Below are 21,945 nucleotides of genomic sequence, written 5' to 3'. Positions count from 1 at the left end.
GTCATCTCGCCTGCAACCGCGTTCTCGTCGGCCCAAACGTCGCAGTGCCGGTCTCTCGTTTATAACGATGCGATCACTCGAATGCATCTCTTTGCAAACCGATTCTCACCGAATTTGGATAATAATATTTCCCGATTCATTCCAGCCCAAACCGGAACGCTGTAACGCACTTCCTGAAGCGGAACGACATCAGCAAATCCTCGGTAATTGCTCTCCGGCCAACATCGTCACGACGCGTTGACCACCGACCAGAGTTCGCATCACCACCATTCCCGCATGATCGGCGGTCACGTTTCCAATCACCGCGGCATCTCGGCCCAGCGGATGTTGCTTCATCACCTTCATCAGTGACTGGCAATCTTGTTCAGCGACCACCACAATCAATTTGCCTTCATTGGCCACATACATCGGATCCAATCCAAGCATCTCACATGCCGAATGAACCTCGGGACGCACCGGAATCGAAGCTTCGTCAAGTAAAATCCCTACATTCGAAGCCGTCGCCAATTCGTTCAACGTGCTCGAGACGCCGCCCCGCGTTGGATCACGCATGACGCGGATCGAGGGGCACGCGTCCAACATCGCTCGCGTTAAATCATTCAGCGGCGCCGTGTCACTCTGCAGCGCCGTTTCAAATTCAATCCCTTCGCGGGTCGACATGATCGTCATCCCGTGATCTCCGATGGTTCCCGAAACAATGATCTGATCCCCGGGCCGAGCATTGCGAATCGATAACGCGTGGTTGGCTGCGTGCAGTCCGATTCCCGTCGTCGTAATGAACACCTCGTCGCCTTTGCCACGGTCGACCACTTTGGTATCGCCGGTGACCAACGTCACTCCGGCTTGATCACACGCATGTCGCATCGAAATCACAATCCGCCGCAACAATTCGATCTCAAATCCTTCTTCGAGGATGAACGCTGCTGAAAGGTACAATGGAGTCGCGCCGACGACCGCTAAATCGTTGACCGTTCCGAAAACCGCCAGCTTGCCGATATCACCGCCGGGAAAGAACAGCGGTTTGACCACAAACGAATCGGTGGTGAAGGCAATTCGCGGTCCTGACCGAGCATCGTCCACCGCAGGCTCTAGCGATCCCAACGCCAATGTTGCGGAATCTTCAAGCGACGAGAGCACGTCGTTGCCGAGTTCCTTCAGAAAGACACGCTGGATCAGATCCGCACTCAACTTGCCGCCGCTGCCGTGTCCGAGAAGCACACGCTCGTGTTGACGACGCGGGGTGGGACAACTCATTTGATCAAAGTCGGCAATCGGGGGCATGGCTTGTTAATCTGTCGGAAGTGGAACGATTGCGGGTTTCCCGGCCAACGTTGAGGAACACGAGGGTTGGTGAGATTCCAGCAACCGTCCGTAGTTGTAGTAGGCCGCGCAGGCTCCTTCGGACGACACCATCGTTGCCCCCAAAGGATGCTCGGGCGTACATTCCTTGCCGAACGCCGGACATTCGTGTGGTTTATGAATGCCTTGTAAAACCATTCCGCTGATGCATTTGCTCGATTCCCGCACTTGCACGTCGCCGACAGCAAATCGCTGTTCGGCGTCAAAGCGTTCGTATTCGGATCGCAACCGAAATCCGCTGTGGGGGATCGTGCCGATACCGCGCCACTTGCGATCAGTCACCTCGAACACTTCTTTGATCAAGCCTTGCGCGACGCGACTTCCCTCGCGTTTGACCGCTCGTGCGTATTGATTGTCGACACCGATTTTGCCTTGCTCGAGCATCCGCACACAGCGGTAAATCCCTTCGAGCAAATCGACAGGCTCAAACCCGGTGACGACGATGGGAACTTGATAACGCGTGGCCAACGGCTCGTAATCTTCGTATCCCATCACCGAACAGACGTGTCCAGCGCCGAGGAAACCTTGAACCCGATGATTCGGTGACGACAAAATTGATTCCATCGCCGGTGGGACCAACACGTGGGAAACGAGCACGGCAAAGTTGTCGATCCTCCGCTTTTTGGCCTGCCACACGGCCATTGCATTGGCAGGGGCCGTCGTTTCGAATCCGACTGCGAAAAAGACAACCGTTCGGTCGGGATTTTGCTCGGCAACTTTCAAACAATCCAGCGGCGAATAGACGATCCGCACGTCGCCGCCGCTGGCTTTGATCTCAAACAGATCATGCCGGCTGCCAGGAACTCGCAACATGTCACCAAACGAACAAAAGATAACGTCATCGCAGGATGCAATTTCGATAGCCTTGTCAATCAATTCCAGCGGAGTGACACAAACCGGACATCCAGGGCCGTGCACCAATTCAACTTCATCCGGCAGCAGTTCATCGATACCGTAGCGAACGATCGTATGCGTTTGACCGCCGCAGACCTCCATAATCGTCCACGGCTGGGTGACGATTTCGCCGATCGCCCGCTGAAGTTTTTTTGCCGCAACGAGGTCGCGATATTCCGCTTGGAATTTCACGGCGCCCCCTCCACGTTCGCGTCCTCTTCGCCTGCCCGTAACTCCTGCAAATCATCCATGTGCTGCAGAAACTCAAAAACCTTTTCCGCTTCCGATTCATCGATCACTTGCAAGGCAAATCCGACGTGCACAATCACATACTTGCCAACTTCCGCATCCGGAGTCAGATTCAGACAGACCTGTTTGAAGACGCCGCCGAAATCAACCTTTCCCATCATGACATCATGCTCGATGAAGGTTTCGACGACCCTTCCAGGGATCCCAAGACACATCGACTCGCTCTCGCTCAGTGATTGTGGGGTGACGAAGCAACGTCTAACGTATCACTATCGAGTCGGAATTGCGTGAGGCTAAAATCGGATTTCGCTACATTTTCAGTGCGATTTCCACCACCGTTTCAGCACTGCCCATGATGGGCTGCGACCGCGAGTTGCCCCAAACTGATGCCGCCATCGTTTGCAGGCACACGCTCATGAAGAAAAACACGAAGTCCTTTGGCTTCTAATGCTTCGGCAACAAGGGTGGTCAAGAGCGTGTTCATAAAAACGCCTCCACTGAGAACCACTCGGTCTAGCGAAGCCGAGTTCGCAAGTTGGATGCATGTTTGAACCGTCATCGCCGCCAGCGAGTTGTGGAATCGACGCGCAATCAGTCGCTTGTCGACTTGGTTTTTCGCATCGGCAAATACGCCGCGAATCAGTGGTCGCGTATCGAGTGAAGGATGCCAATCATCCTGCGCATCGATCGCATTGGTCATGTTCCACCGGTACGTTTTTTCACAGTCGACGTCGAGCGCGAGCGATTCGAGTTCGATCGCGGCTTGCCCCTCGAAATGAACCGTCTGGCGGACGCCCGCGATCGCCGCGACCGCGTCAAACAATCGGCCGGCACTCGATGTCCAGGGCGAGTTGAATCCACGATCGATCATTTGCTGGACGACGCTTACTACGCGAGGACGAATCACCGTGTCGATTTCGCTCAGCCATCCTTCGACGTCACACTCGGCCATCGTCAAATAGCTGAGCGCCACTCGCCACGGTTCCTTGGTCGCTTTGTCGCCACCGGGAAGCCGAATGGGACGCAAATAAGCGGCACGGCGGAACGATCGGTAACCCCCAATCAAAAACTCACCGCCCCAAATCGTCCCATCGTTACCGTAACCGCTGCCGTCAAAGATCACGCCAATCACCTCACCGTCAATCCCATGCTCGGCCATGCAACTTGCCAAGTGCGAATGATGATGCTGAACTGCGAATGCTAGCGTCGCATCACGCTCGGCGCGTTCGATCGCGTACCGCGTTGACGCGTAATCGGGATGCAAATCGTGGACAATCACCCGTGGCGTGATTCCGAACAATTGCTCGTACATCCCCACATCACGCTGAAACGTGTCCACGGCGGACAAGTGATTTAGATCGCCAATGTGGTGACTCAAAAATGCATTGGAACCGCTGCCAAGTGCAAACACATTTTTGAGCTGCCCACCCACTGCCAACATCGGTTGCGAGCAATCAAAAGGCAGTTTGATCGGCATCGGCGCATCCCCTCGCGAACGTCGAATCGGCGATTCACGGCCTGCGATGATGTGGGTGACCGAGTCGTCACAACGGACGTGAATCGGTCGATTGTGAATCAAAAACCGATCCGCGATCCCACGCAGCCGCACGGCCGCATCGGCATCTTCGTAGGCGATCGGCTCGTCGCTACGATTCCCGCTGGTCATTACCAGGGGCTCGTCCCCGACGCGATCCAGCAACAATTCGTGAAGCGGGCTGTAAGGCAGCATCACACCGAGAAACGCATTCCCAGGAGCCACCGCGTCGCTAATTCCAGCGACATCCTTGCGTCTTCGCAGGCAAACGCGTTTTCGCAGGCAAACGATCGGCCGCCGCGATGACTGCAGCAGTTGCAGTTCCGCTTCGTCGATCACACACCACTTCGCTGCCTGCGTCCAATCACGAACCATCACGGCAAACGGTTTCTGCTCGCGACATTTACGTTGCCGAAGCCGATTGACGACTGCATCATCACCGGCCTGACAAACCAGATGGTACCCGCCGATCCCTTTGAGAGCGCCGATGTTGCCTTGTTTGATTTCTGCAACAAAACTTTCTAAAGGATCCGCCTCATCGAGCGGCATGGCCATCTCGTCGAGCAGCTGCAGGGTGGGTCCACAATCCGGGCACGCGATCGGCTGGGCGTGGAAACGGCGGTCCGTGGGCCGTTCATACTCGGCACGACAAGCCGCGCACATTTCGAATGCGGCCATCGTCGTATTCACACGATCGTACGGTGCGCGATGAATGATCGTTAGCCGGGGACCGCACTGGGTGCAGTTCAGAAACGGATAGCGATAACGCCGATCCGCCGGATCAAACAGTTCACGGCGGCAATCGAGACACGTCGCCACGTCCGGCGAGACAAAGACCTGAGCAAGCTCGGCCCGATCGCTGTCGATCATCCGGAACCCCGCATCGTTGACGATCGGGATCGACTGCCACGTCAGGTCGTCGATCCGCGACAGCCCAGGAGCTTGGCAGCGGAGCTGCTCGGCGAATTGATCCAACGCGGTGTCATTTCCCTCGGCTTCGATATAGACGACGCCCGACCGGTTCTGGACAAAACCAACCAGTCGCAGCTTGGTCGCGAGGGAATAAACAAAGGGACGAAACCCCACCGCTTGGACAATGCCCGAGACGGTGATCGCGCGCCGCTGCATGGGAGCCTCAGTGACTTCGACGTATTAGTGCGGGGTGGTGTCCATAGGCAGATTGCGTTCGCCGAGCATGTTGTCGAAATCCAAGATCGCTGCGGGATCATTGGCCACCATCTTGATGCGAGCAAGATTGGCTCGAGCCGACTGCTCCTCTTCGACTTGTTCGGTGATGAACCACTGTAATTCCACCAACGACGCAAACGCTTTCTGTTCCATGGCAAGTTGGAACAGGGCGTCGATGCGCTGCGTGTTTTCTTTCTCTTGCTTGAGCGCCCACTCAAAAATCTCGACGATATTGGCAAATTCTTGTCGTGGCGGATCAACTTGAGTCAACTTCACCTCGACATCGCGGACGAGCAGGAAGTCGTAGATCTTCATGGCATGGGTGTACTCTTCTTGGGCTTGAGCCCGAAGCCAACCGGCGCATCCGGTCAATTGTTGGCGATCACACCAAGCGCTCATGGCCAGATAGGCATACCATGAACCCAATTCGCAGGAGAGTTGTTCATTCAGGGCGTCGGTGACTTGATGATGAGACATGAGACTTTTTCTTCGTATTTTTCTTCAAGGATAAACAGGGATCGGCTCGGACGCTGCCGATTTCAATCCGCATCCTAACGCGCGACCTCGTAATTGGACTAGCTGGCTAACGCCAATGGGGGCTCAATCGATTGGTCGAGCTATTCGCCGAGCTATTCGTCAAGCTATTCGTCAAGGGTGAACCCGACCTTGATGGTCACTTGCCAATGCGAGACTTTGCCATTGGCGATGTCACCTCGCGTCTCGATCACTTCGAACCAGCGAAGTTCCTTGAGCGTCTTGGCGGCTCGACTGATGGCGTTGTTCACAGCGTCTTCGATCGAGGTGGTCGAGGTCCCGGTGAGTTCGATCTTTTTGTAGATGTGATTGGACATGTCGTTTGCTCGGGTTGAGATGATGAAACCAGCACGTGGATTTGACGATCACGGGTTAGAAAGCACCGGTGTCCAGGGCCCGTGCTCAAGACACCGATGCGATGATCCCGGTGACGATACCTTGGCGGCCCTACCACGCCGGTGCCTCGGCGGCCCTACCGCGGCGATGACGTTCAGTATAACGCCGCCCCCCCAACCGAGCGAATCAAAGCGTGCTCGAAATAGGATCAGAAAAGGGGGGGAACTAAGCGTCGGTCGCCGAACTGATATTGGCCGGCTTGGCTGGCGAAGCGTCACTCGGAGTTCTCGATTCCCAGCGAGCGAGATCGGCGAATTTCTTGCTGAGTTTTTCGGAAATCGATGACAACGCTCCCCCGCGATGCATGGCGCAATCGCGGCACTGGTCCTTGACTCGGTTTTCCAAGTCGACCTGGAACGAGCGGTGCTTTTTACCGACATACCCACTCATCAAAAGCGACTTCAACAAATTTTCGACGCGGTCCATCTCGGCGTCACTTTCCCCCGCCAACGATTGACAACAGATTTTGGCCAGTTCGTTCAGATGCGCTTCAATTTCGGGGTTCGTTTCTTCGTTGGTTTTTGTCTCATTCATTTTGTTTCTCGCAGCGAGCTTGGTGGTGGTTTCGTTTTCGAGGGGCGACGCGTTGGCAGGACTTTGGGTGTCATCCCATTGCAAACCTTGTCCCCTTCTCCGTTTGTCATCTTCGTCGTTGTCACAGTTCCGTTGTCACATTTCCATGGTCTCCCACAGACGCTCCTTCGCGATCAGGCCCATTCCGGGGGAATGGCCCAAACCGAGGGAGCGTCGCACTCGCTTGACTCGATCACGTTTTAGCAGTTGCACGAGGATTCAAACTCTTGCACTTGGCGTTCCGCCTCTTCTCGAGCGACACCATATCGCTCTTGAACGCGGCCGACCAATTCTTCGCGTTTACCATCGACGCGATCCAGATCATCATCGGTAAGATCGCCCCAACGCTGTTTGACCTGTCCTTTGGCCTGTTTCCATTTTCCTTGGATTTGGTCCCAATTCATATCAAGATCTCCCATTTTTGAGTTGAAGGATAAACGGCCCTCATTCGGGCTCCTCTACACAGCACCACTCCTGCATTTGCCGCGCCAAAACGCTTACGCCGGAGATGGTCCAGTGACGAACTCAAAAACGATATCAAAAGCCTCATTCAATTACGCCGAACTGCGATAAAACCACCGGCTTCGCGCGAAAGCGGATGGCATTAAGCGGGATCCGCACGGGAATGCGACCATGTAAAAAGGCAGCATCCCTTGGCGAGGAATGCTGCCTATGAACGACTTGTTGATTTAATCCAAATGCAAATTGCAACAGTGAGCCGTGGGCCGTGGGGCACCGGGTAACACGTGGGACCCGGCCGCTGACGCGTCACGGCTCATTAAAACAACAAGCCGTTACGCTGCTTTTCAATGGATTACAGCGGATCACAGCGGCGATTTCGATGGATCGCTATTCATCCACGTCGACCGTCACCTCTCCGGTGTCCAACGACCGCTCGACCTCGACGCCACCATCGGGTGTATCGACGTCCAACAGCGTTTCTTTGTTATCACAGCCGACGATTGCGAAACCGGCAAGCAGTGTTCCGACGACAAACAACGACCGCATCGATTGAGTAATTGATTTCATGATTGACCTAGCCAGTGGTGATTCAAAAGAAGTGAAACTTGATTGAGGCAGCCGTGAAAGGCCCCGTAATGACAGGGCATGATCACGGTGCCTGGACTTACGGGCCTTATAGATACCCCATCAACAGCAGCACCAAGACGACGATGACAATCAACGTCAGTGCTCCACTCGGGGCGTACCCCCAACTTCTCGAGTGCGGCCACGTCGGCAACGCCCCTACGAGCAACAAGATCAACAGGATCAGCAAAATGGTGTACATCACGATTCTCCGCTTGGCACTTCAGCCAAGACGCTAAACAGCGGGCTCTGCTGTTCCTAAAACAAGGTGCGAGGAAATTACAGACCGGACAACAGAGCCGTTAATCCAGTGGGCGAGATCGCCTACTTGTTCTTGTACGCGTCACGAAGATCACGGACTTTGTCATGTCCCGCTTTGACTACCGCGTATTGCGACAACAACACATCGTTCATTGCGCTGCCCGCGGTGTCCTTGAGCACTTCTTCGTAGGCATTCTTGATATGATCTTCGCCACGCTCGGCTTCGATCAGAATTACATAGGGATCGCCCCCATTGAGCTTGCTGCGAACGTTGATCCACGCACGGTGCACACCAGCTGTGGCGGAACCATCATCCTCGGCCTCTTCGCCGTTCCATTCGACGTAATTCTGCAACTCCGTTGCTAGCGCCGATCGCTCATTGGCAATCTCGCGGAACAGGGTCGCCAGCTTTTTGTCGCTCAATTCTTCTGCCGATTCACGAAACCCGTCATAGGAGTCAATGTTGGCGCGGATTAGCTTTTGAAGTTTCTTGACGGTGGCTTCGCTAAGGCTTTGCTTTGTTTCTAGACTCATGGCAGGCTCCGATTAAAGTTCGTTTCTTATGAAAAGGACGCCTCGTAAAAAACGAGTCGTCACGGTTGCCAAACCACGGTTTTGCGTGTCGACAACCCAACCTCTCTGGATAAGGCAAACGGTGTGCCGAGCCAGCATTTCGTCTTAAAAACACCCAACCAACGTCGCGTTCTGAACGCAAAGCCGCCAACTTGATGCCGCAGCGGGCAGCGGAGCAAACGCGAACGTCATCTGCGATAGCGATAGCGAGTCGAGCTCGATTCCACACCAGCCACGAATCAACAAGTTGATTCTGAGTGGTACAGCATTTGCCTTTTCGTTCTTGCGAACCTTTCGTTATCGCGAAGGCCTGCTTCGGCCTCGTTTGCTGTTTTCACATTCCTCGTCCATCGAAGGGAGATCCCCCTGTGGCACTTCACCCTCATTGCATCTTCCAGCGAGGAACGAGCCCTATTATTGCGGCGGCGATTCACAATGGGCATGACACCCGCCGCAGCGTCGAGCAGCGATTGGCAATTGACGAAGACGAACAGCAGCGAGAGGAAGATCCGATCACCGGGGAATGGACGCAGATTGCCAAAACGCAAATTGTCGGTCTGCGATCGCGTTTCGAAGTGGATCTGAACCGTCCGCGTGACAAGGCCGTCTACGAGACGCCAGCCGATGCGTGGGGAATGGAGGTTTGGGATACGCCACCGGATCCGAAAATGATCGAAGCGTCGCTGCGAGAATACGACGAATTCTACGCCGATGTTGAAGCGCTACTGCGTGAGCTGATCGAAGAACATGGCCGCATCGTTGTCTACGATTTGCACACCTACAACCACCGTCGCGAAGGAGCCGATGCTCCGCCCGCCGACCCGAAACACAACCCCGAGGTCAACATTGGCACCGGAACGATGGACCGCCAATTTTGGGCGCCGGTCGTCGATCGCTTTATCGCCGAGTTGCGAGCGTATGACTTTCATGGTCGCAAATTGGACGTCCGCGAAAACGTCAAATTCCAAGGCGGCTATTTTGGTGAATGGATTCACTCGACCTTTCCTGAGCAGGCCTGTGCAATTGCGATCGAGTTCAAAAAGTTCTTTATGGATGAATGGGAAGGCGAAGCCGACCCCGATGAGGTGGAGTGTATCTACAAAGCGTTAGAGTCCACTTTGCCAGGCGTTCAAACTGCATTGAGACAACTGTGAAACCCACTAGCACGCCACCGCAAACGAGACTCGACCGGATCGAATCAGAATTTGATGCGATTACCGATGCCGTATGCGCTCGGCTGTCGAAAAACGATCGGGTGCGGCGGACGCTACCTGGGGATGGCCGATTAAAATTTGATCGGCAACTTCCCTTCCTGTGCGTCTATCGCTCGCCAGTCGGTCGCGAGGACGTGGGCACCCGCGAATTGGTGACCACCGAGGCGGCCTATTTATTTTCGTCCGCCGACCCAAAGTACCATTCGGGGCTGGTGACGTTGACGACGGGAATTGGCGGCATTATGCAAGAACACTTTGGCACGTTCTTGTTCGTCGAAATCTGGAGTTCGGACGCATCACACAGCGTGACTTCGATTCGTCCGAGTTTCGAAATTGTCTCGCCCGACTTGGATGCGTTGCCGTCGACGATGGAAGTGTTGGAAAATTCACTCAAGGAGATTTCGATTCACGGCCGTCGCGGCACCGTCACCAAGCGAAGCGATGGGATCATCGGGCCGCCGGACACCGCGTCGCTTGCGGCCCAATGCAATCGCGAGGCCAACGCAGGCTGTTGCACCATCGGCATCGCGGTCAAACCAGTGTATCGCGACGCCCGCAACGGATCCCTTTACCCAGTTGTCTTGCAATCGTTTCGTCGCCAACTCGCCACCGCGCTTCGCAAAACGATTGCCGAGTTCACAGGCAGCCATGACCCGTCGGCGAAAGTCCACTTCGAATCGCTTGGCCCCTCGTCGCTTGTCAAAGCGACACGTTTAATCGACCAACAACTCTGTAACGTTTCGGAATCGTTTGACTTTTTGCTACAAGTCACGCCGACCAATGCCGACGAGGCTTGGCAACAGTTTCATGACAACGGCTATTGTGAATTGCCACCACTTTACTATCGGCCGCTGCCGTATCACCCCAACGTCCTGAAGCGTCGTCTGTTCGATATCGAAATTGAACGCGTCGAAGACCCCACGCTTGCTCATCTGTTCTGGGAGAAACAAAACGAACTCGATCGCCAACTGACCGCCCTGCGTGATCTCGACCAACCGGAAAAATCAAAGCCGTTTACGCATCCATCGCCATTTTTGAGCACGAGTTTGCAGCTGTACGGTCGCCCTGAGCAGTCACTGTTGACGTTGGCCAAAGACATTCTGCAAACGATCCATCCAACCGCAAAACCCAAATCCAAATCGGCTCGCTGCATGGTCAGCGAACAGATCGTTCAGCGAGCGCATGATGAAATCGACTATTACCACACCAAGATGAATGAGTTCACTGCGGTCGTGGAGGTCTCGGATGCCATCGCCTCAGGCATCATGGTCTCGCAAGACCGATTGTTGATTTCGAGCAAAATCAAACTTGCTAAAAAGCGAGTGGAATCGTTGCTGCATCACGAGATCGGCACCCATTTGCTGACCTATTTCAACGGCCGCTGCCAACCCTTCCAACAACTCTACGCTGGCCTGGCTGGTTACGAGGAATTGCAAGAGGGGCTTGCCGTGCTGGCGGAATATTTGTGTGGCGGTTTAACGAAACGGCGTCTGCGAACCTTGGCTGCGCGGGTGATCGCGGTTGATTCGATGGTCACCGGCAAATCGTTTGTCGAAACGTTTCGCTTGCTGCACAAAAAATATCGTTTTGCTCCACATACTTCCTTTACCACCACGCTTCGGGTGTACCGCGGTGGCGGCTATACCAAGGATTTGATTTATCTGCGGGGGTTGCGTGATTTGCTCGACTATCTCGGGGCGGGGCACGAGATCGAACCGCTGTACGTGGGCAAAATTGGTCTGCAACACGTGCCGTATGTGCAAGAACTGCGGCGACGTGGAATCATTACCCCATCACGTATCTTACCTCGTTTCTGGAACGACGCTCGCATCCGTGATCGGCTTGAAGCCTGTCGGGGCAAGTCGGTCCTTGATCTTATGGAGACCGACCGATGAAGATTGGCTTTGTTGTTAATGATGTAATGACCGAACAAGCGGCGTACACCACCACGCGGTTGGCAATGACCGCAGTGAATATGGGACATCATGTCTACACGCTCGGCGTGGGCGATTTTGTGTACGCGCCTGATGGAGCCGTTCACGCGACCGCGCGAACGGTCAATGGCGAGCACTACGAATCCTTGGAAAACTTCATGGGCGAACTTCAAGACAAGGAATCCGATGGCGTTCGGATTTCACTTGACGACCTCGACGTCCTGCTGCTTCGCAACGATCCGTCGGACGATGCTGCCGAGCGTCCCTGGGCTCAAACCAGCGGCATCTTGTTCGGGCAACTCGCTGCATCACGAGGCGTGATCGTGCTGAACGATCCTGAAAATCTAGCCAATGCGATCAACAAAACCTATTTTCAGCACTTCCCCGAAGAAGTCCGCCCTAAAACTTGTATCAGCCGCGACATCAAACAGATCAATGCGTTCATCGAATCGCAAAATGGCAAAGTGGTAATCAAACCGCTGCAGGGTTCCGGCGGCCAAAGTGTGTTTCTGATCCATGAGGACGAGAAAGCAAACCGCAACCAAATGATCGAAGCGGTGCTGCGTGATGGATACTGTATCGTGCAAGAGTATTTGCCAGCCGCGGTCGATGGCGATGTCCGATTGTTTGTCATGAATGGACGCCCGCTGTGGCATGACGGCGCGTATGCCGCGTTTCGCCGCGTCAATAAAACGGGCGATGCGAGAAGCAACATGCATTCGGGCGGCAAAAGCGAGGCGGCCGAAGTGACCAACCAAATGCTCGAGTTGGTCGAGATGGTGCGTCCGAAACTCGTCCGCGACGGGATGTTCTTGGTGGGGCTGGATATCGTCGATGACAAACTGATGGAGATCAACGTGTTTAGCCCCGGCGGTCTCGGCAGCAGCCAACAATTGACGGGAGTCGATTTCACCGCCGCGATCATTCGCGATTTACAACGCAAGGTTCGGTACAAGAAGTACTACGGCTCTCGCATCCGCAACGTGGACCTTGCCACGCTGTAGAACTGGGATTTGTCCCCAGAGAGATTTGTCCCCAGAGAGATTTGTCCCCAGCGAGATTTGTCCTCGGGGAGATTTGTCCCCGAGGAATTGTTCGCAGCGAGCTCACGCCCAAAACATGGGGGGAATTGACCAAAACGCCTTCACCGTATTCAATTTGACATCGTCTCAACGTTTGTAAGGTTTGGAAGGTGCTGCGATGGGTGTCAAATCGATGGTGGGAAAGCTCGATGGAATGCTTCGGGTTGGCGAAGCGGCAGAATATTTGAGCGTGACTGCCGAAACTTTGCGGAACTGGGATAAATCAGGGCGATTGGTTCCAACGCGTCATCCGGTGACCGGCTATCGCTATTACCGGCAAGAAGACCTTGACGCGTTTCTCGCAGCGATCGTCGCAAAACGCGAGCACGAGTGAATTTCATCAACAAGTGCGACCTCGATGCGGCCTGCGACGGCGGAGTTGCAAAAACGCGAGCGAGACCATGTGGGGTAATCCGACGAGCTGCGGTGGCACGATGTGCCCGATGGCAAGGTAAAAGCCTATGAATCCTAAGAATAAAACGGAGCGAAATCGCGTCGACGATAAGTTGCCATTGATTGTCGGCGTGGGCGCTTCGGCCGGAGGACTCGAAGCATTCCAGGAATTATTGACGGCACTCGGAGACGCTCCGGGGATGGCCATCGTGTTCGTCCAACATCTCGATCCGCAAAGCAAATCGCTATTGGTCGACTTGCTATCGAAATCCACCTCGATGCAAGTGTTGGAACTGACCGATGGCACTGAGTTAAGGGTGAACACGGTCTACGTTTGCCCGCCGCACAAATTGCTTGACATCAACCGCGGTTCGGTTCGCGTCCGTCCATCCGAAGAGGAGGTGCACCGCACCGCGACCATCGATCATTTTCTCCATTCGCTTGCCGAGGACCAGCAACACCGAGGTCTCGGCGTGATCCTCTCGGGCACTGGCAGCGATGGCACGCTCGGTTTGAAAGCGATCAGCGATCGAGGCGGTTTGACGTTTGCACAAGACCCTGTATCCGCCAAATTCGACTCGATGCCTCGTAGTGCCGCCGTCACGGGCGTGGCGGATCACGTGATCCCGCCTCGCGAAATTGCAGGGGAACTGCGGCGTTATGCCAACCATATCTCGACGGAAGTCGCGACGGTTTCCGTGGACCAATTGCAGCAGCAGATTGAAGCAGCGATTCCGGTGATCGCCGAAAGTCTAAAGAAGGTCACTTCGCATAATTTCCAGCACTACAAATCCAGTACACTGCAGCGTCGTATCCAGCGACGAATGCAATTGCGAAAGATCGCATCGGTGGATCAATACGTTGATTATCTGCAACACCATCACGACGAGATCCATGCACTGTTTCGAGACTTGTTGATTGGTGTCACCGCGTTTTTCCGCGATCCCGAAGCCTTTGAAACGCTCCGCCACCAAGTCTTGCCGAAACTCTTTGAAAACCGTGACCCAAACGACAGCGTGCGCATTTGGGTGGCCGGATGCGCCAACGGTGCGGAAGCGTACACGATGGCGATCTTGTGCCGCGAAGTGATGGACGAATTAGCGGATCCGCCCAAGCTGCAAATCTTTGCTACCGACATTGACGAGCGTTCGTTAGCCATTGCCCGCCGCGGCACGTACCCGGCTGGGATCCGCGACCAGATCACCCCCGCGCGACTGAAACGTTTTTTCGTCAAACAGGGCACCCAGTATCACGTTTCCAAAGAGATTCGCGAGCTGGTGCTGTTTTCAATTCACAATCTGATCAGCGATCCTCCGTTTTCGCGCCTCGATCTGATCTCGTGTCGCAATCTGCTGATCTACCTTGGACCGCATCTGCAGAAGAAACTGATCCCGCTATTTCACTATGCGCTGCGGCCGTCGGGTTTTCTGTTCCTCGGTCCCAGCGAAAGCATCGCCTCGCATGGCGAATTGTTTCGCCCAATCGACGCCAAATCTCGCATTTCCCAGCGGAAAGGGACGGCCATTGGATCGGCCACCGCCACCGGGTTCTTGCCGCGGGCGACGACCGCTTCGCCATCGCCGATGACACCCGATTCCTCGGTCGATTTGACCGACATGATGCAGCGAATTGTGCTCGATGAGTTCACGCCGAAATCGGCGGTCATTGACGAATCGGGAAAAGTGTTGACCACGTCGCCCAATATTAAAAAATACCTGAATCTGACTGCGGGGCCGTTTGAAAACAACATTGTCAAAATGGCGGCAAGTGGATTGCAAATCGGTTTGCGCGCCGCGATATCGGAAGCCAAACGAACCAGCCGCCGAGTCCAGCACGAAAATTTGTCGCTACGTGAGGGCGATCAAGTTCAACGTGTGATGTTGACCGTCCAACCGATGCCACGCCTGGGCGAAGACACTCCGCTATTCTTGGTCGTCTTTCATGATGTTGGCCTGCCCATTCGGCGTGACGAGAGCGAGGACCGGCTTCCCCCTGAACTTCATCCCGACACCGACTCGCTGCTTGTTCAAATTGAACGCGAACTCGAGACCACTCGCAGTGATCTTGAACAGACGATGCAGGATATGGAGGCGACCAACGAAGAGCTGAAGTCGTCTAACGAAGAATTGTTGTCGATGAACGAAGAGTTGCATTCGGCAAACGAAGAACTGGAAACGTCGCGTGAAGAGATTCGTGCCAGCCGAGATGCCATCGCCAACATCAATAGCGATCTCGAGAACCTGTTCCGCAGCACCCAAATTGCAACGATCTGTTTAGATGCCAAGCAAAACACGATTTGGTACTCGCCAGCAGCCGCTCAGATTTATCGTCTAATCGACAGCGATATTGGACGGCCGCTCGATGACATTTCGCATGTCGCGGTCGAGATGCCCGCCATCCCCGATGCCAAGGATCTGTCGGCCAATGGTGGACGAATCGAAGACGAGATCGAAACGTATGACGGACGGTGGTTCCTGCGACGCGTGCTGCCATACATGCGTGGCGAAACCGCCGACGGGTTGATCCTGACCTTCATCGACATCACGCTGCAAAAGCAGGCGTCGATTCGCATGACCACCGAACACAACGTCATCCGTTTGCTGGCCGAAGCAAAGTCGTTTGACACTGCGGTTCCCAAGGTGCTCAAAGCGATTCGTGAATCATTGAGGGCCGATATCTGTGCGGTCTGGCTACCGGACGCTCAGCACCAAACACTGCATTGCACGGATGTCTCGGTAGGACCACATGACGCCGAGATGGAGCAAGTTGCCGCTAAAAACCAAGCGTTTCAGTTCAGCAAAGGCCAGGGGTTGCCCGGCCGTGTTTGGCAATCGATGAGCGTCCATTCGATTGAAAAGTTGTCGGCCGATACGAATTTCTCTCGCACGCACGCGATCGAGGCGGGATTGACGCATGCGATGGCGATGCCGATCGTGGTGGGCAGCGATTTCTTTGGCGTGATCGAAATTTTTTCCCGCCGCTCTCGACGATTCGAACCACCGTTTTTGGCGATGTTGCAATCGATTGGGATCGAATTGGGACAATTCATTCGCCACAGCCAAGCCGATGTGAACCTGCGTGACGAAGAGGCTCGCAAATCGGCCATCTTGGCATCGGCCCTGGATTCGATCATCACCATGGACGTCGATGGCCGGATCGTGGATTTCAATCCGGCTGCCGAGCAAACCTTCGGTTACAAACAACACGACGTGAAAGGACGTTTGTTAGCCGAAACCATCATTCCGGAAGAATTCCGCGACGCGCACACCCGCGGACTGCAGCGGTATTTGGCGTCCGGCCAATCCAAGGTCATCGGTCATCGGATCGAATTGACGGCCCAGCGGTCCAACGGGGAACAATTCCCGGTCGAACTGGCCATCAATGCGACGAAATCACGCGACGGATCTCCTTTTTTTACCGCGTATCTGCGTGACATCACCGAACACAAACAATTCGTGCAAACGATCTTTGATCGCGATGAACGAATCGTTGCACTGCTAAATTCCACCGCCGAAGGCATCTACGGCATCGATCCCGATGGCATCTGCACGTTCGCCAATGCATCGTGCGCGAAACTATTGGGTTTTGACGCTGCCGACGAACTTGTCGGCAAACAGATGCATCAGCTGATCCATCACACGCGTCGCGATGGTACCCATTGTCCCAACGACGAATGTCATATCTACGAGGCATTTCGCGTCGGGGCTAAGGTCCATGTCGATGACGAGATTTTCTGGAGAGCGGATGGGACATCCTTTGATGTCGAGTATTGGTCTTATCCAATGATCCGCGACGGCAAAACCATTGGCTGCGTCGTGACATTTTTAGATGTAGCCGACCGCAAGGAAGCAGAGCGTGTGGTGGCCAAACAACGCGAGGACCTGGATCTGGCGTTTCGTGCTGGCCGATTGGGGTCGTGGCACTGGGATATCGCGTCGAATCATGTGACATGGTCCGATCACTTGTACGAGTTACTCGGTTACGAACGCGATCAATTTGTCACGACCAGCGAAGGGTTCATGCAGATTATCCACCCCGATGATCGCGACTATGTGCAAGCTCGCATTGACGCGGCGTTTGCGGGCCAGTGCGAGGAATTCGAGATGGATTTCCGGATCTTTCGCGGCAATGACCAACAAGTCATCTGGACCTACGGCCGCGGCGTCATCCAGCGTGATTCGCAGGGCAATCCACTATCGATCACCGCGATCGCAAGCGACGTCAGCGAACGAAAAAAGGCCGAACTCGAGATGATCCAGCGTGAGCGAACGCTTTCGTTGGCACTGGACGCTGGCCGCATGGGCAGTTGGGTTTGGAATATTACCAAAAACCAAATCACGTGGTCCGATCGTCTGCACGCGATGTACGGCTATGACAAAAACGAATTCAAGGGGACTCCCGAGGGATTCTTGGAAATCGTCATCCCCGAAGATCACCCCGTCGTCCAGCAAGTCATTGATTCGATCCTGCATTCGGATTCCGAACGCGAAGAGTTCGAGTGCCGCTGCGTCCGAGGGACCGATGGACGGATCATCTGGTCACAGGTGCATGGCGTTGTGGACCGCGACGAGCAGGGCAATGCCCTGCAAATCACCGGCTTTGCCGTCGACATCACCGATCGCAAACAACGCGAATTGAATCTGGCATTTTTAGCCGATTTGCAATCTGCATTCGTCAATCCGCTATCGGCTGACGAGATTGTCCAACAGGCCTGCTCGCGTATCGCGAAGTACATGAACTTGTCGCGATGTTTGCTGGTCGAAATCGATGAAACAAACGAAACGGCCAAGGTGTTTCACGAACACGTTGCCGACGAGAGTCTTCCTAGCTTGGACGGGATTCATGGTCTTGCCGATTTCCACGACGACCACGAACGGGACGCTCTGTTAGCAGGCCAACCGCTCGCGATTGATGACTGCCAAAGCTCGTCGCGTCCCGCCGAATCGGTCGAGCGTTTTGCCAAGTTCAAAATTGGTTCGCTGTTCACCGCAACCTATGTTAGTGACCGAAGATTGAAGTTTGTGTTGGCCGCCATTCGCAGCGAACCCCATCATTGGCAAGCTGACGAAAAGGATTTTTTGCAAGAGTTTACCACCCGAGTTTACGCGAGACTTGAACGTGCCCGCGCCGAAGACGCACTGCGCGAAAGCGAAGAGTTTAATCGAACGATCATCGAGAGCAGTCCCGACTGCATCAAGGTGCTCGACTTAGACGGCCGCATGTTAACGATGAACTCCGCCGGGATTGCCTCGTTTGAGATCGCGGATTTTGAGACATTTCGTGGAAAGCGTTGGGAAACGTTGTGGCCTGCCGAAAATCAGTCCAACGTGCTTCAAGCCATTGCCGATGCCATCGACGGCGGCACCGGCAGCTTCCAAGCGTATTGCCCCACCGCAAACGGAACGCCTAAATGGTGGGACGTGATCGTCACGGCGGTCCGTGGTGTATCAGAACAAATTAAATTTCTCGTCGCGGTTTCCCGTGACATTACTGAACGAAAACGCTGGGAATTGGAACTTTCCGACCGCGAAGCGCACCTCCGCCGCGTGATCAACAATCAACTCGGACTTGTTGGCGTGATCGGAAGCGATGGCAAGCTATTAGAAGTCGACGATCGCTCGATGAGCATTGCTGGGCTCCGCCGTGAGGATGTGATCGGAAAACATTTTGCCGAATGCGCTTGGTGGACTTACGATGACTCGGTCGCCAACCAAATGCGAGACGCGATGGATCGCGCGTTTGCGGGGGAAACGGTGCGGTTTGATGTCGGATTGTATTCCAAGGAAGGCAATCCGCTGATGATCGATTTCATGATGGCACCGGTCCAGGATGCCAACGGAAATATTGAGTACCTGATTCCCTCGGGCGTCGATATCAGCGAACGCTATGCAGCGCAGATGCGATTGATCGAAAGCGAACGCCGAATGTCGATGGCGCTCAAAGCCGGTGCGATGGCGGCCTGGGAATGGAGCGAGGAGAAAAGCGTTTGGGAAGACTCTGTGTTCCAACTATTGGGAATCCCTCGACGAGACAACCCATCAAGTGAACTGTTCTTTCAAAGCGTCCATCCCGACGACCTTGCGGCGCTTAAATCAATGTGGCGCCAGGCGACCCAAAAGGGTGATGCCTATGAAACCGAATTCCGCATCATTCGTCCCGATGGCCAAGTGATTTGGTTGGCGGCGGTCGGCACCATCCTGCGCGATGAACACGGCAAGGTGACGCGGATCCATGGGCTGAACTGGGACATCACCGACGCCAAGGAATCCGAACGTCGCATTCTCGCCAGCGAAGAACGTCTACGTTTGGCACTAAGTGCTGCGGAGCTGAAACTTTGGCAATGGCACATCAATGCTGACAAATTCTATCGTTCCGGTGAATTGAGCAAACAATCGGGAATGGAATCCGCCAGACCGCTCGGGGGACTCGCCGAGTTTCTCGATCTGGTCCATCCCGATGATCGCGATCATGTCGAACAGTCGCTGCGTCACAGTTTGCAGTCGGGCACGCCGTATCGTTGCGAATACCGCATCCGACGATCCTCCAAGGCCTATCGCTGGGTGATGTCGCTTGCCCATCTTTCCGTCAAGGACAGCGATTCGCCGCTGCAAATGATCGGAGTCGAACTTGATATCACGACTCGACGTGAATCCGAAGAAGCGATCAAGTTGGCTCTCGAGAACCTCGAGAGCAGCAACACAAAACTACAGGGCATTTTCGATGTGACTTTGATCTTCGTCGGCGTCATCGACCTGGACGGTTACGTCAGCGAAGTCAACAAGACCGCTACCGCGGGATGCGGATACACTCGCGAGGAAATCATCGGCAAGAAGTTTTGGGAATGTCCGTGGTGGCGTCGATCGGCCAAGGTACAGTCGGCAATTCGTGATTCGTTTCAACGCGCCGCCGCAGGTGAAACGCTTGAAATGGAATTGGATTACTGGATCGCCGACGGATCCAAACGTGTCTTTCAATTCCGAATCGCCCCAGCTCGAAACGACAAAGGCGAGGTGACCTTTGTCGTGCCCAGTGGCGTGGACATTACCGAGCGAAAACGAAATGAACGCGAGATCCGCCTCAGCGCTCAACGATTGAGCGTGGCAGCCAAGGCGGCCGGTTTTGGCATGCTGCACGTCGATTTGCGTTCTTCGAACGTCATGTTTTCACCCGAGTTCAAACGAATTGTTGGCTACCCAGAAGATCACGCGTTCCAGATCCAGATGAACGAAACGCCTTCGTTTGTCTACCCCGAAGACGCGGCGGCATACCAGGAATACTTCCAGCAGGCCGCGCAAACACGACGAAAACTGATGACGCCGCTTGACCTTCGCGTCATCCGGCTCGACGGGGAATTGCGCTGGGTGCGTTTGCAAACCAAAACGCTGTGGACCAAAGGCAACCAAGGCAACAAGCGACCGTCGCAAATCATCGGCACGCTGCTGGACATCACCAATCAACACGAGTTCGAACAATCGCTCAAAGAAGCACGTGAACAGGCCGTTGCCGCAAACGAGTCAAAGAGTGCGTTTTTGGCCAACATGAGTCACGAAATCCGTACCCCGATGACCGCGATCCTCGGCTATGCCGATTTGATCGCCGAAAAGGTCAACGACGACGAAACGCTCTCGCACGTTCGTACGATCCGGCATAACGGTGGTTTCTTGCTGGATATCATTAACGATATTCTTGACCTGTCGAAAATCGAAGCGGGCAAATTTGAAATCAGCCAACAGCGTTTCGCTCCGAGTCATTTGGTCGAAGACGTTCGCTCGATCATGGAAGTCCGTGCGACCGAGAGCAACCTTGAACTCGATGTCGAGTATCACGGGAAAATTCCTGCCGAAATCACCTCCGACCCTAAGCGATTGAAACAAGTCCTGATTAATCTAGTCGGTAATGCAATCAAATTCACTCCCGCAGGCATGGTGAAAATCATTGTGCGATACATCGACCAGCAACACGATCGTGGAAGATTGCAGTTTGAAATTGTCGACTCGGGTATCGGCATGAGCCGGGAACAGCAGCAGCGATTGTTCCAACCTTTTTCGCAAGGCGACGGCAACGTCAACCGCGAATTTGGCGGCACCGGTCTCGGGTTGGCGATCAGCAAACGGTTGACCGAGATGTTAGGGGGTGAAATCTCGGTCGAGAGCGAATTGAGCAGAGGCAGCAAATTTACCGTCTCGATCTCCACCGGCGACATTGACGACGTGCAAATGATCCAGCCCAAATTGACGACCGAACCGGTGGCCAGCCCCACGCCTGCCGAAGCGATCCGCTTGGACTGCCACGTCTTGGTCGTCGACGACCGCCGCGACATTCGTTTTCTCAGCAAATCGTTGCTGAAAAAAGCAGGCGCCAAAGTCAACGAAGCCGAGGATGGCGAAGTTGCGATCCAAATGGTGGAGGAAATGGTCCAAAAAGGCCGCTCCTACGATTTGATTCTGCTGGACATGCAGATGCCGCGACTCGATGGATACCAAACCGCCGAGCGGCTCCGTCGACTCGGATTCGACGGTCCCATCATCGCATTGACCGCCGACGCGATGCAGGGGGATATGAATCGGTGCATCGAAAGCGGCTGCAATGATTACCTGAGTAAACCGATCAACGTCCAACGATTGACCCAAATGGTGCACCGCTTTACCAGCGGAGCTCACGAAACCCGTTGAGCT

16 protein-coding genes are annotated in these 21,945 nt (G+C 54.6%); 5 read left to right on the top strand and 11 right to left on the bottom strand.

Features of this window, described 5'->3' with window-relative positions; all coding sequences use genetic code 11:
• Nucleotides 1–189: 189 nt before the first annotated feature.
• The 11 genes from hypE to ABEA92_RS23550 all read right to left on the bottom strand — a co-directional run bounded on the left by hypE (nucleotide 190) and on the right by ABEA92_RS23550 (nucleotide 8,608).
• On the bottom strand, nucleotides 190–1,281 hold the full coding sequence (hypE, locus tag ABEA92_RS23600; RefSeq protein ID WP_345686859.1) for a hydrogenase expression/formation protein HypE: 1,092 nt from the start codon (nucleotides 1,279–1,281) through the stop codon (nucleotides 190–192).
• Between the two features lie 6 nt (nucleotides 1,282–1,287).
• Complete coding sequence (hypD, locus tag ABEA92_RS23595; protein WP_345686857.1) at nucleotides 1,288–2,445, bottom strand: hydrogenase formation protein HypD; 1,158 nt, start codon at nucleotides 2,443–2,445, stop codon at nucleotides 1,288–1,290.
• A complete protein-coding gene (locus ABEA92_RS23590) occupies nucleotides 2,442–2,717 on the bottom strand; it encodes a HypC/HybG/HupF family hydrogenase formation chaperone (RefSeq protein WP_345686855.1) in 276 nt (91 codons plus the stop codon). Before ABEA92_RS23590 ends, hypD begins: the two co-directional genes overlap by 4 nt.
• 125 nt (nucleotides 2,718–2,842) lie before the next feature.
• On the bottom strand, nucleotides 2,843–5,164 hold the full coding sequence (gene hypF / locus ABEA92_RS23585; RefSeq protein WP_345686853.1) for a carbamoyltransferase HypF: 2,322 nt from the start codon (nucleotides 5,162–5,164) through the stop codon (nucleotides 2,843–2,845).
• A gap of 24 nt (nucleotides 5,165–5,188) precedes the next feature.
• Nucleotides 5,189–5,701 carry a ferritin gene (locus ABEA92_RS23580; protein ID WP_345686851.1) on the bottom strand — a complete coding sequence of 171 codons (513 nt, stop codon included), beginning with the start codon at nucleotides 5,699–5,701 and terminating at the stop codon, nucleotides 5,189–5,191.
• 164 nt (nucleotides 5,702–5,865) lie between these two features.
• On the bottom strand, nucleotides 5,866–6,075 hold the full coding sequence (locus ABEA92_RS23575) for a dodecin (protein ID WP_345686849.1): 210 nt from the start codon (nucleotides 6,073–6,075) through the stop codon (nucleotides 5,866–5,868).
• Nucleotides 6,076–6,319: 244 nt separating this feature from the next.
• Nucleotides 6,320–6,688: a hypothetical protein gene (locus ABEA92_RS23570; protein ID WP_345686847.1), complete on the bottom strand. Its 369-nt coding sequence runs from the start codon at nucleotides 6,686–6,688 to the stop codon at nucleotides 6,320–6,322.
• Nucleotides 6,689–6,927: 239 nt separating this feature from the next.
• A complete protein-coding gene (locus ABEA92_RS23565; protein WP_345686845.1) occupies nucleotides 6,928–7,131 on the bottom strand; it encodes a CsbD family protein in 204 nt (67 codons plus the stop codon).
• Nucleotides 7,132–7,576: 445 nt separating this feature from the next.
• The gene (locus tag ABEA92_RS23560) at nucleotides 7,577–7,756 is read right to left on the bottom strand and encodes a hypothetical protein (protein ID WP_345686843.1); all 180 of its coding nucleotides are present in this window, start codon (nucleotides 7,754–7,756) and stop codon (nucleotides 7,577–7,579) included.
• A 106-nt stretch (nucleotides 7,757–7,862) separates the two neighbouring features.
• Complete coding sequence (locus ABEA92_RS23555) at nucleotides 7,863–8,015, bottom strand: DUF3309 family protein (protein ID WP_345686841.1); 153 nt, start codon at nucleotides 8,013–8,015, stop codon at nucleotides 7,863–7,865.
• A 122-nt stretch (nucleotides 8,016–8,137) separates the two neighbouring features.
• Nucleotides 8,138–8,608, bottom strand: a complete 471-nt coding sequence (locus ABEA92_RS23550; RefSeq protein ID WP_345686839.1) for a PA2169 family four-helix-bundle protein — start codon at nucleotides 8,606–8,608, stop codon at nucleotides 8,138–8,140.
• A 407-nt stretch (nucleotides 8,609–9,015) separates the two neighbouring features.
• On the opposite strand from ABEA92_RS23550, the gene ABEA92_RS23545 reads away from it, so the two are divergent.
• The 5 genes from ABEA92_RS23545 to ABEA92_RS23525 all read left to right on the top strand — a co-directional run bounded on the left by ABEA92_RS23545 (nucleotide 9,016) and on the right by ABEA92_RS23525 (nucleotide 21,942).
• Nucleotides 9,016–9,801: an N-formylglutamate amidohydrolase gene (locus tag ABEA92_RS23545; RefSeq protein WP_345686837.1), complete on the top strand. Its 786-nt coding sequence runs from the start codon at nucleotides 9,016–9,018 to the stop codon at nucleotides 9,799–9,801.
• The gene (locus ABEA92_RS23540; RefSeq protein WP_345686835.1) at nucleotides 9,798–11,756 is read left to right on the top strand and encodes a flavohemoglobin expression-modulating QEGLA motif protein; all 1,959 of its coding nucleotides are present in this window, start codon (nucleotides 9,798–9,800) and stop codon (nucleotides 11,754–11,756) included. Before ABEA92_RS23545 ends, ABEA92_RS23540 begins: the two co-directional genes overlap by 4 nt.
• Nucleotides 11,753–12,799, top strand: coding sequence for a glutathione synthetase (locus ABEA92_RS23535; RefSeq protein ID WP_345686833.1), 1,047 nt, complete (start codon nucleotides 11,753–11,755; stop codon nucleotides 12,797–12,799). The genes ABEA92_RS23540 and ABEA92_RS23535 overlap by 4 nt, the downstream gene beginning before the upstream one ends.
• A 196-nt stretch (nucleotides 12,800–12,995) precedes the next feature.
• A complete protein-coding gene (locus ABEA92_RS23530; protein WP_345686831.1) occupies nucleotides 12,996–13,211 on the top strand; it encodes a MerR family transcriptional regulator in 216 nt (71 codons plus the stop codon).
• Between the two features lie 127 nt (nucleotides 13,212–13,338).
• Nucleotides 13,339–21,942 carry a PAS domain S-box protein gene (locus ABEA92_RS23525; protein ID WP_345686829.1) on the top strand — a complete coding sequence of 2,868 codons (8,604 nt, stop codon included), beginning with the start codon at nucleotides 13,339–13,341 and terminating at the stop codon, nucleotides 21,940–21,942.
• The last annotated feature ends 3 nt before the right edge of the window (nucleotides 21,943–21,945 follow it).

Origin of the sequence: Novipirellula caenicola (assembly GCF_039545035.1) — a bacterium.
GTDB lineage: Bacteria > Planctomycetota > Planctomycetia > Pirellulales > Pirellulaceae > Novipirellula > Novipirellula caenicola.
The sequence above is the reverse complement of the archived record's forward strand: the minus strand, read 5'-3'. Positions and strand labels throughout refer to the sequence as shown.

Coding starts and splice junctions, on each gene's coding strand:
- hypE (WP_345686859.1), bottom strand. CDS start 1,281: ATGCCCCCGATTGCCGACTTTGATCAAATGAGTTGTCCCACCCCGCGT.
- ABEA92_RS23590 (WP_345686855.1), bottom strand. CDS start 2,717: ATGTGTCTTGGGATCCCTGGAAGGGTCGTCGAAACCTTCATCGAGCAT.
- hypF (WP_345686853.1), bottom strand. CDS start 5,164: ATGCAGCGGCGCGCGATCACCGTCTCGGGCATTGTCCAAGCGGTGGGG.
- ABEA92_RS23580 (WP_345686851.1), bottom strand. CDS start 5,701: ATGTCTCATCATCAAGTCACCGACGCCCTGAATGAACAACTCTCCTGC.
- ABEA92_RS23575 (WP_345686849.1), bottom strand. CDS start 6,075: ATGTCCAATCACATCTACAAAAAGATCGAACTCACCGGGACCTCGACC.
- ABEA92_RS23570 (WP_345686847.1), bottom strand. CDS start 6,688: ATGAATGAGACAAAAACCAACGAAGAAACGAACCCCGAAATTGAAGCG.
- ABEA92_RS23565 (WP_345686845.1), bottom strand. CDS start 7,131: ATGAATTGGGACCAAATCCAAGGAAAATGGAAACAGGCCAAAGGACAG.
- ABEA92_RS23560 (WP_345686843.1), bottom strand. CDS start 7,756: ATGAAATCAATTACTCAATCGATGCGGTCGTTGTTTGTCGTCGGAACA.
- ABEA92_RS23555 (WP_345686841.1), bottom strand. CDS start 8,015: ATGTACACCATTTTGCTGATCCTGTTGATCTTGTTGCTCGTAGGGGCG.
- ABEA92_RS23550 (WP_345686839.1), bottom strand. CDS start 8,608: ATGAGTCTAGAAACAAAGCAAAGCCTTAGCGAAGCCACCGTCAAGAAA.
- ABEA92_RS23535 (WP_345686833.1), top strand. CDS start 11,753: ATGAAGATTGGCTTTGTTGTTAATGATGTAATGACCGAACAAGCGGCG.
- ABEA92_RS23530 (WP_345686831.1), top strand. CDS start 12,996: ATGGGTGTCAAATCGATGGTGGGAAAGCTCGATGGAATGCTTCGGGTT.
- ABEA92_RS23525 (WP_345686829.1), top strand. CDS start 13,339: ATGAATCCTAAGAATAAAACGGAGCGAAATCGCGTCGACGATAAGTTG.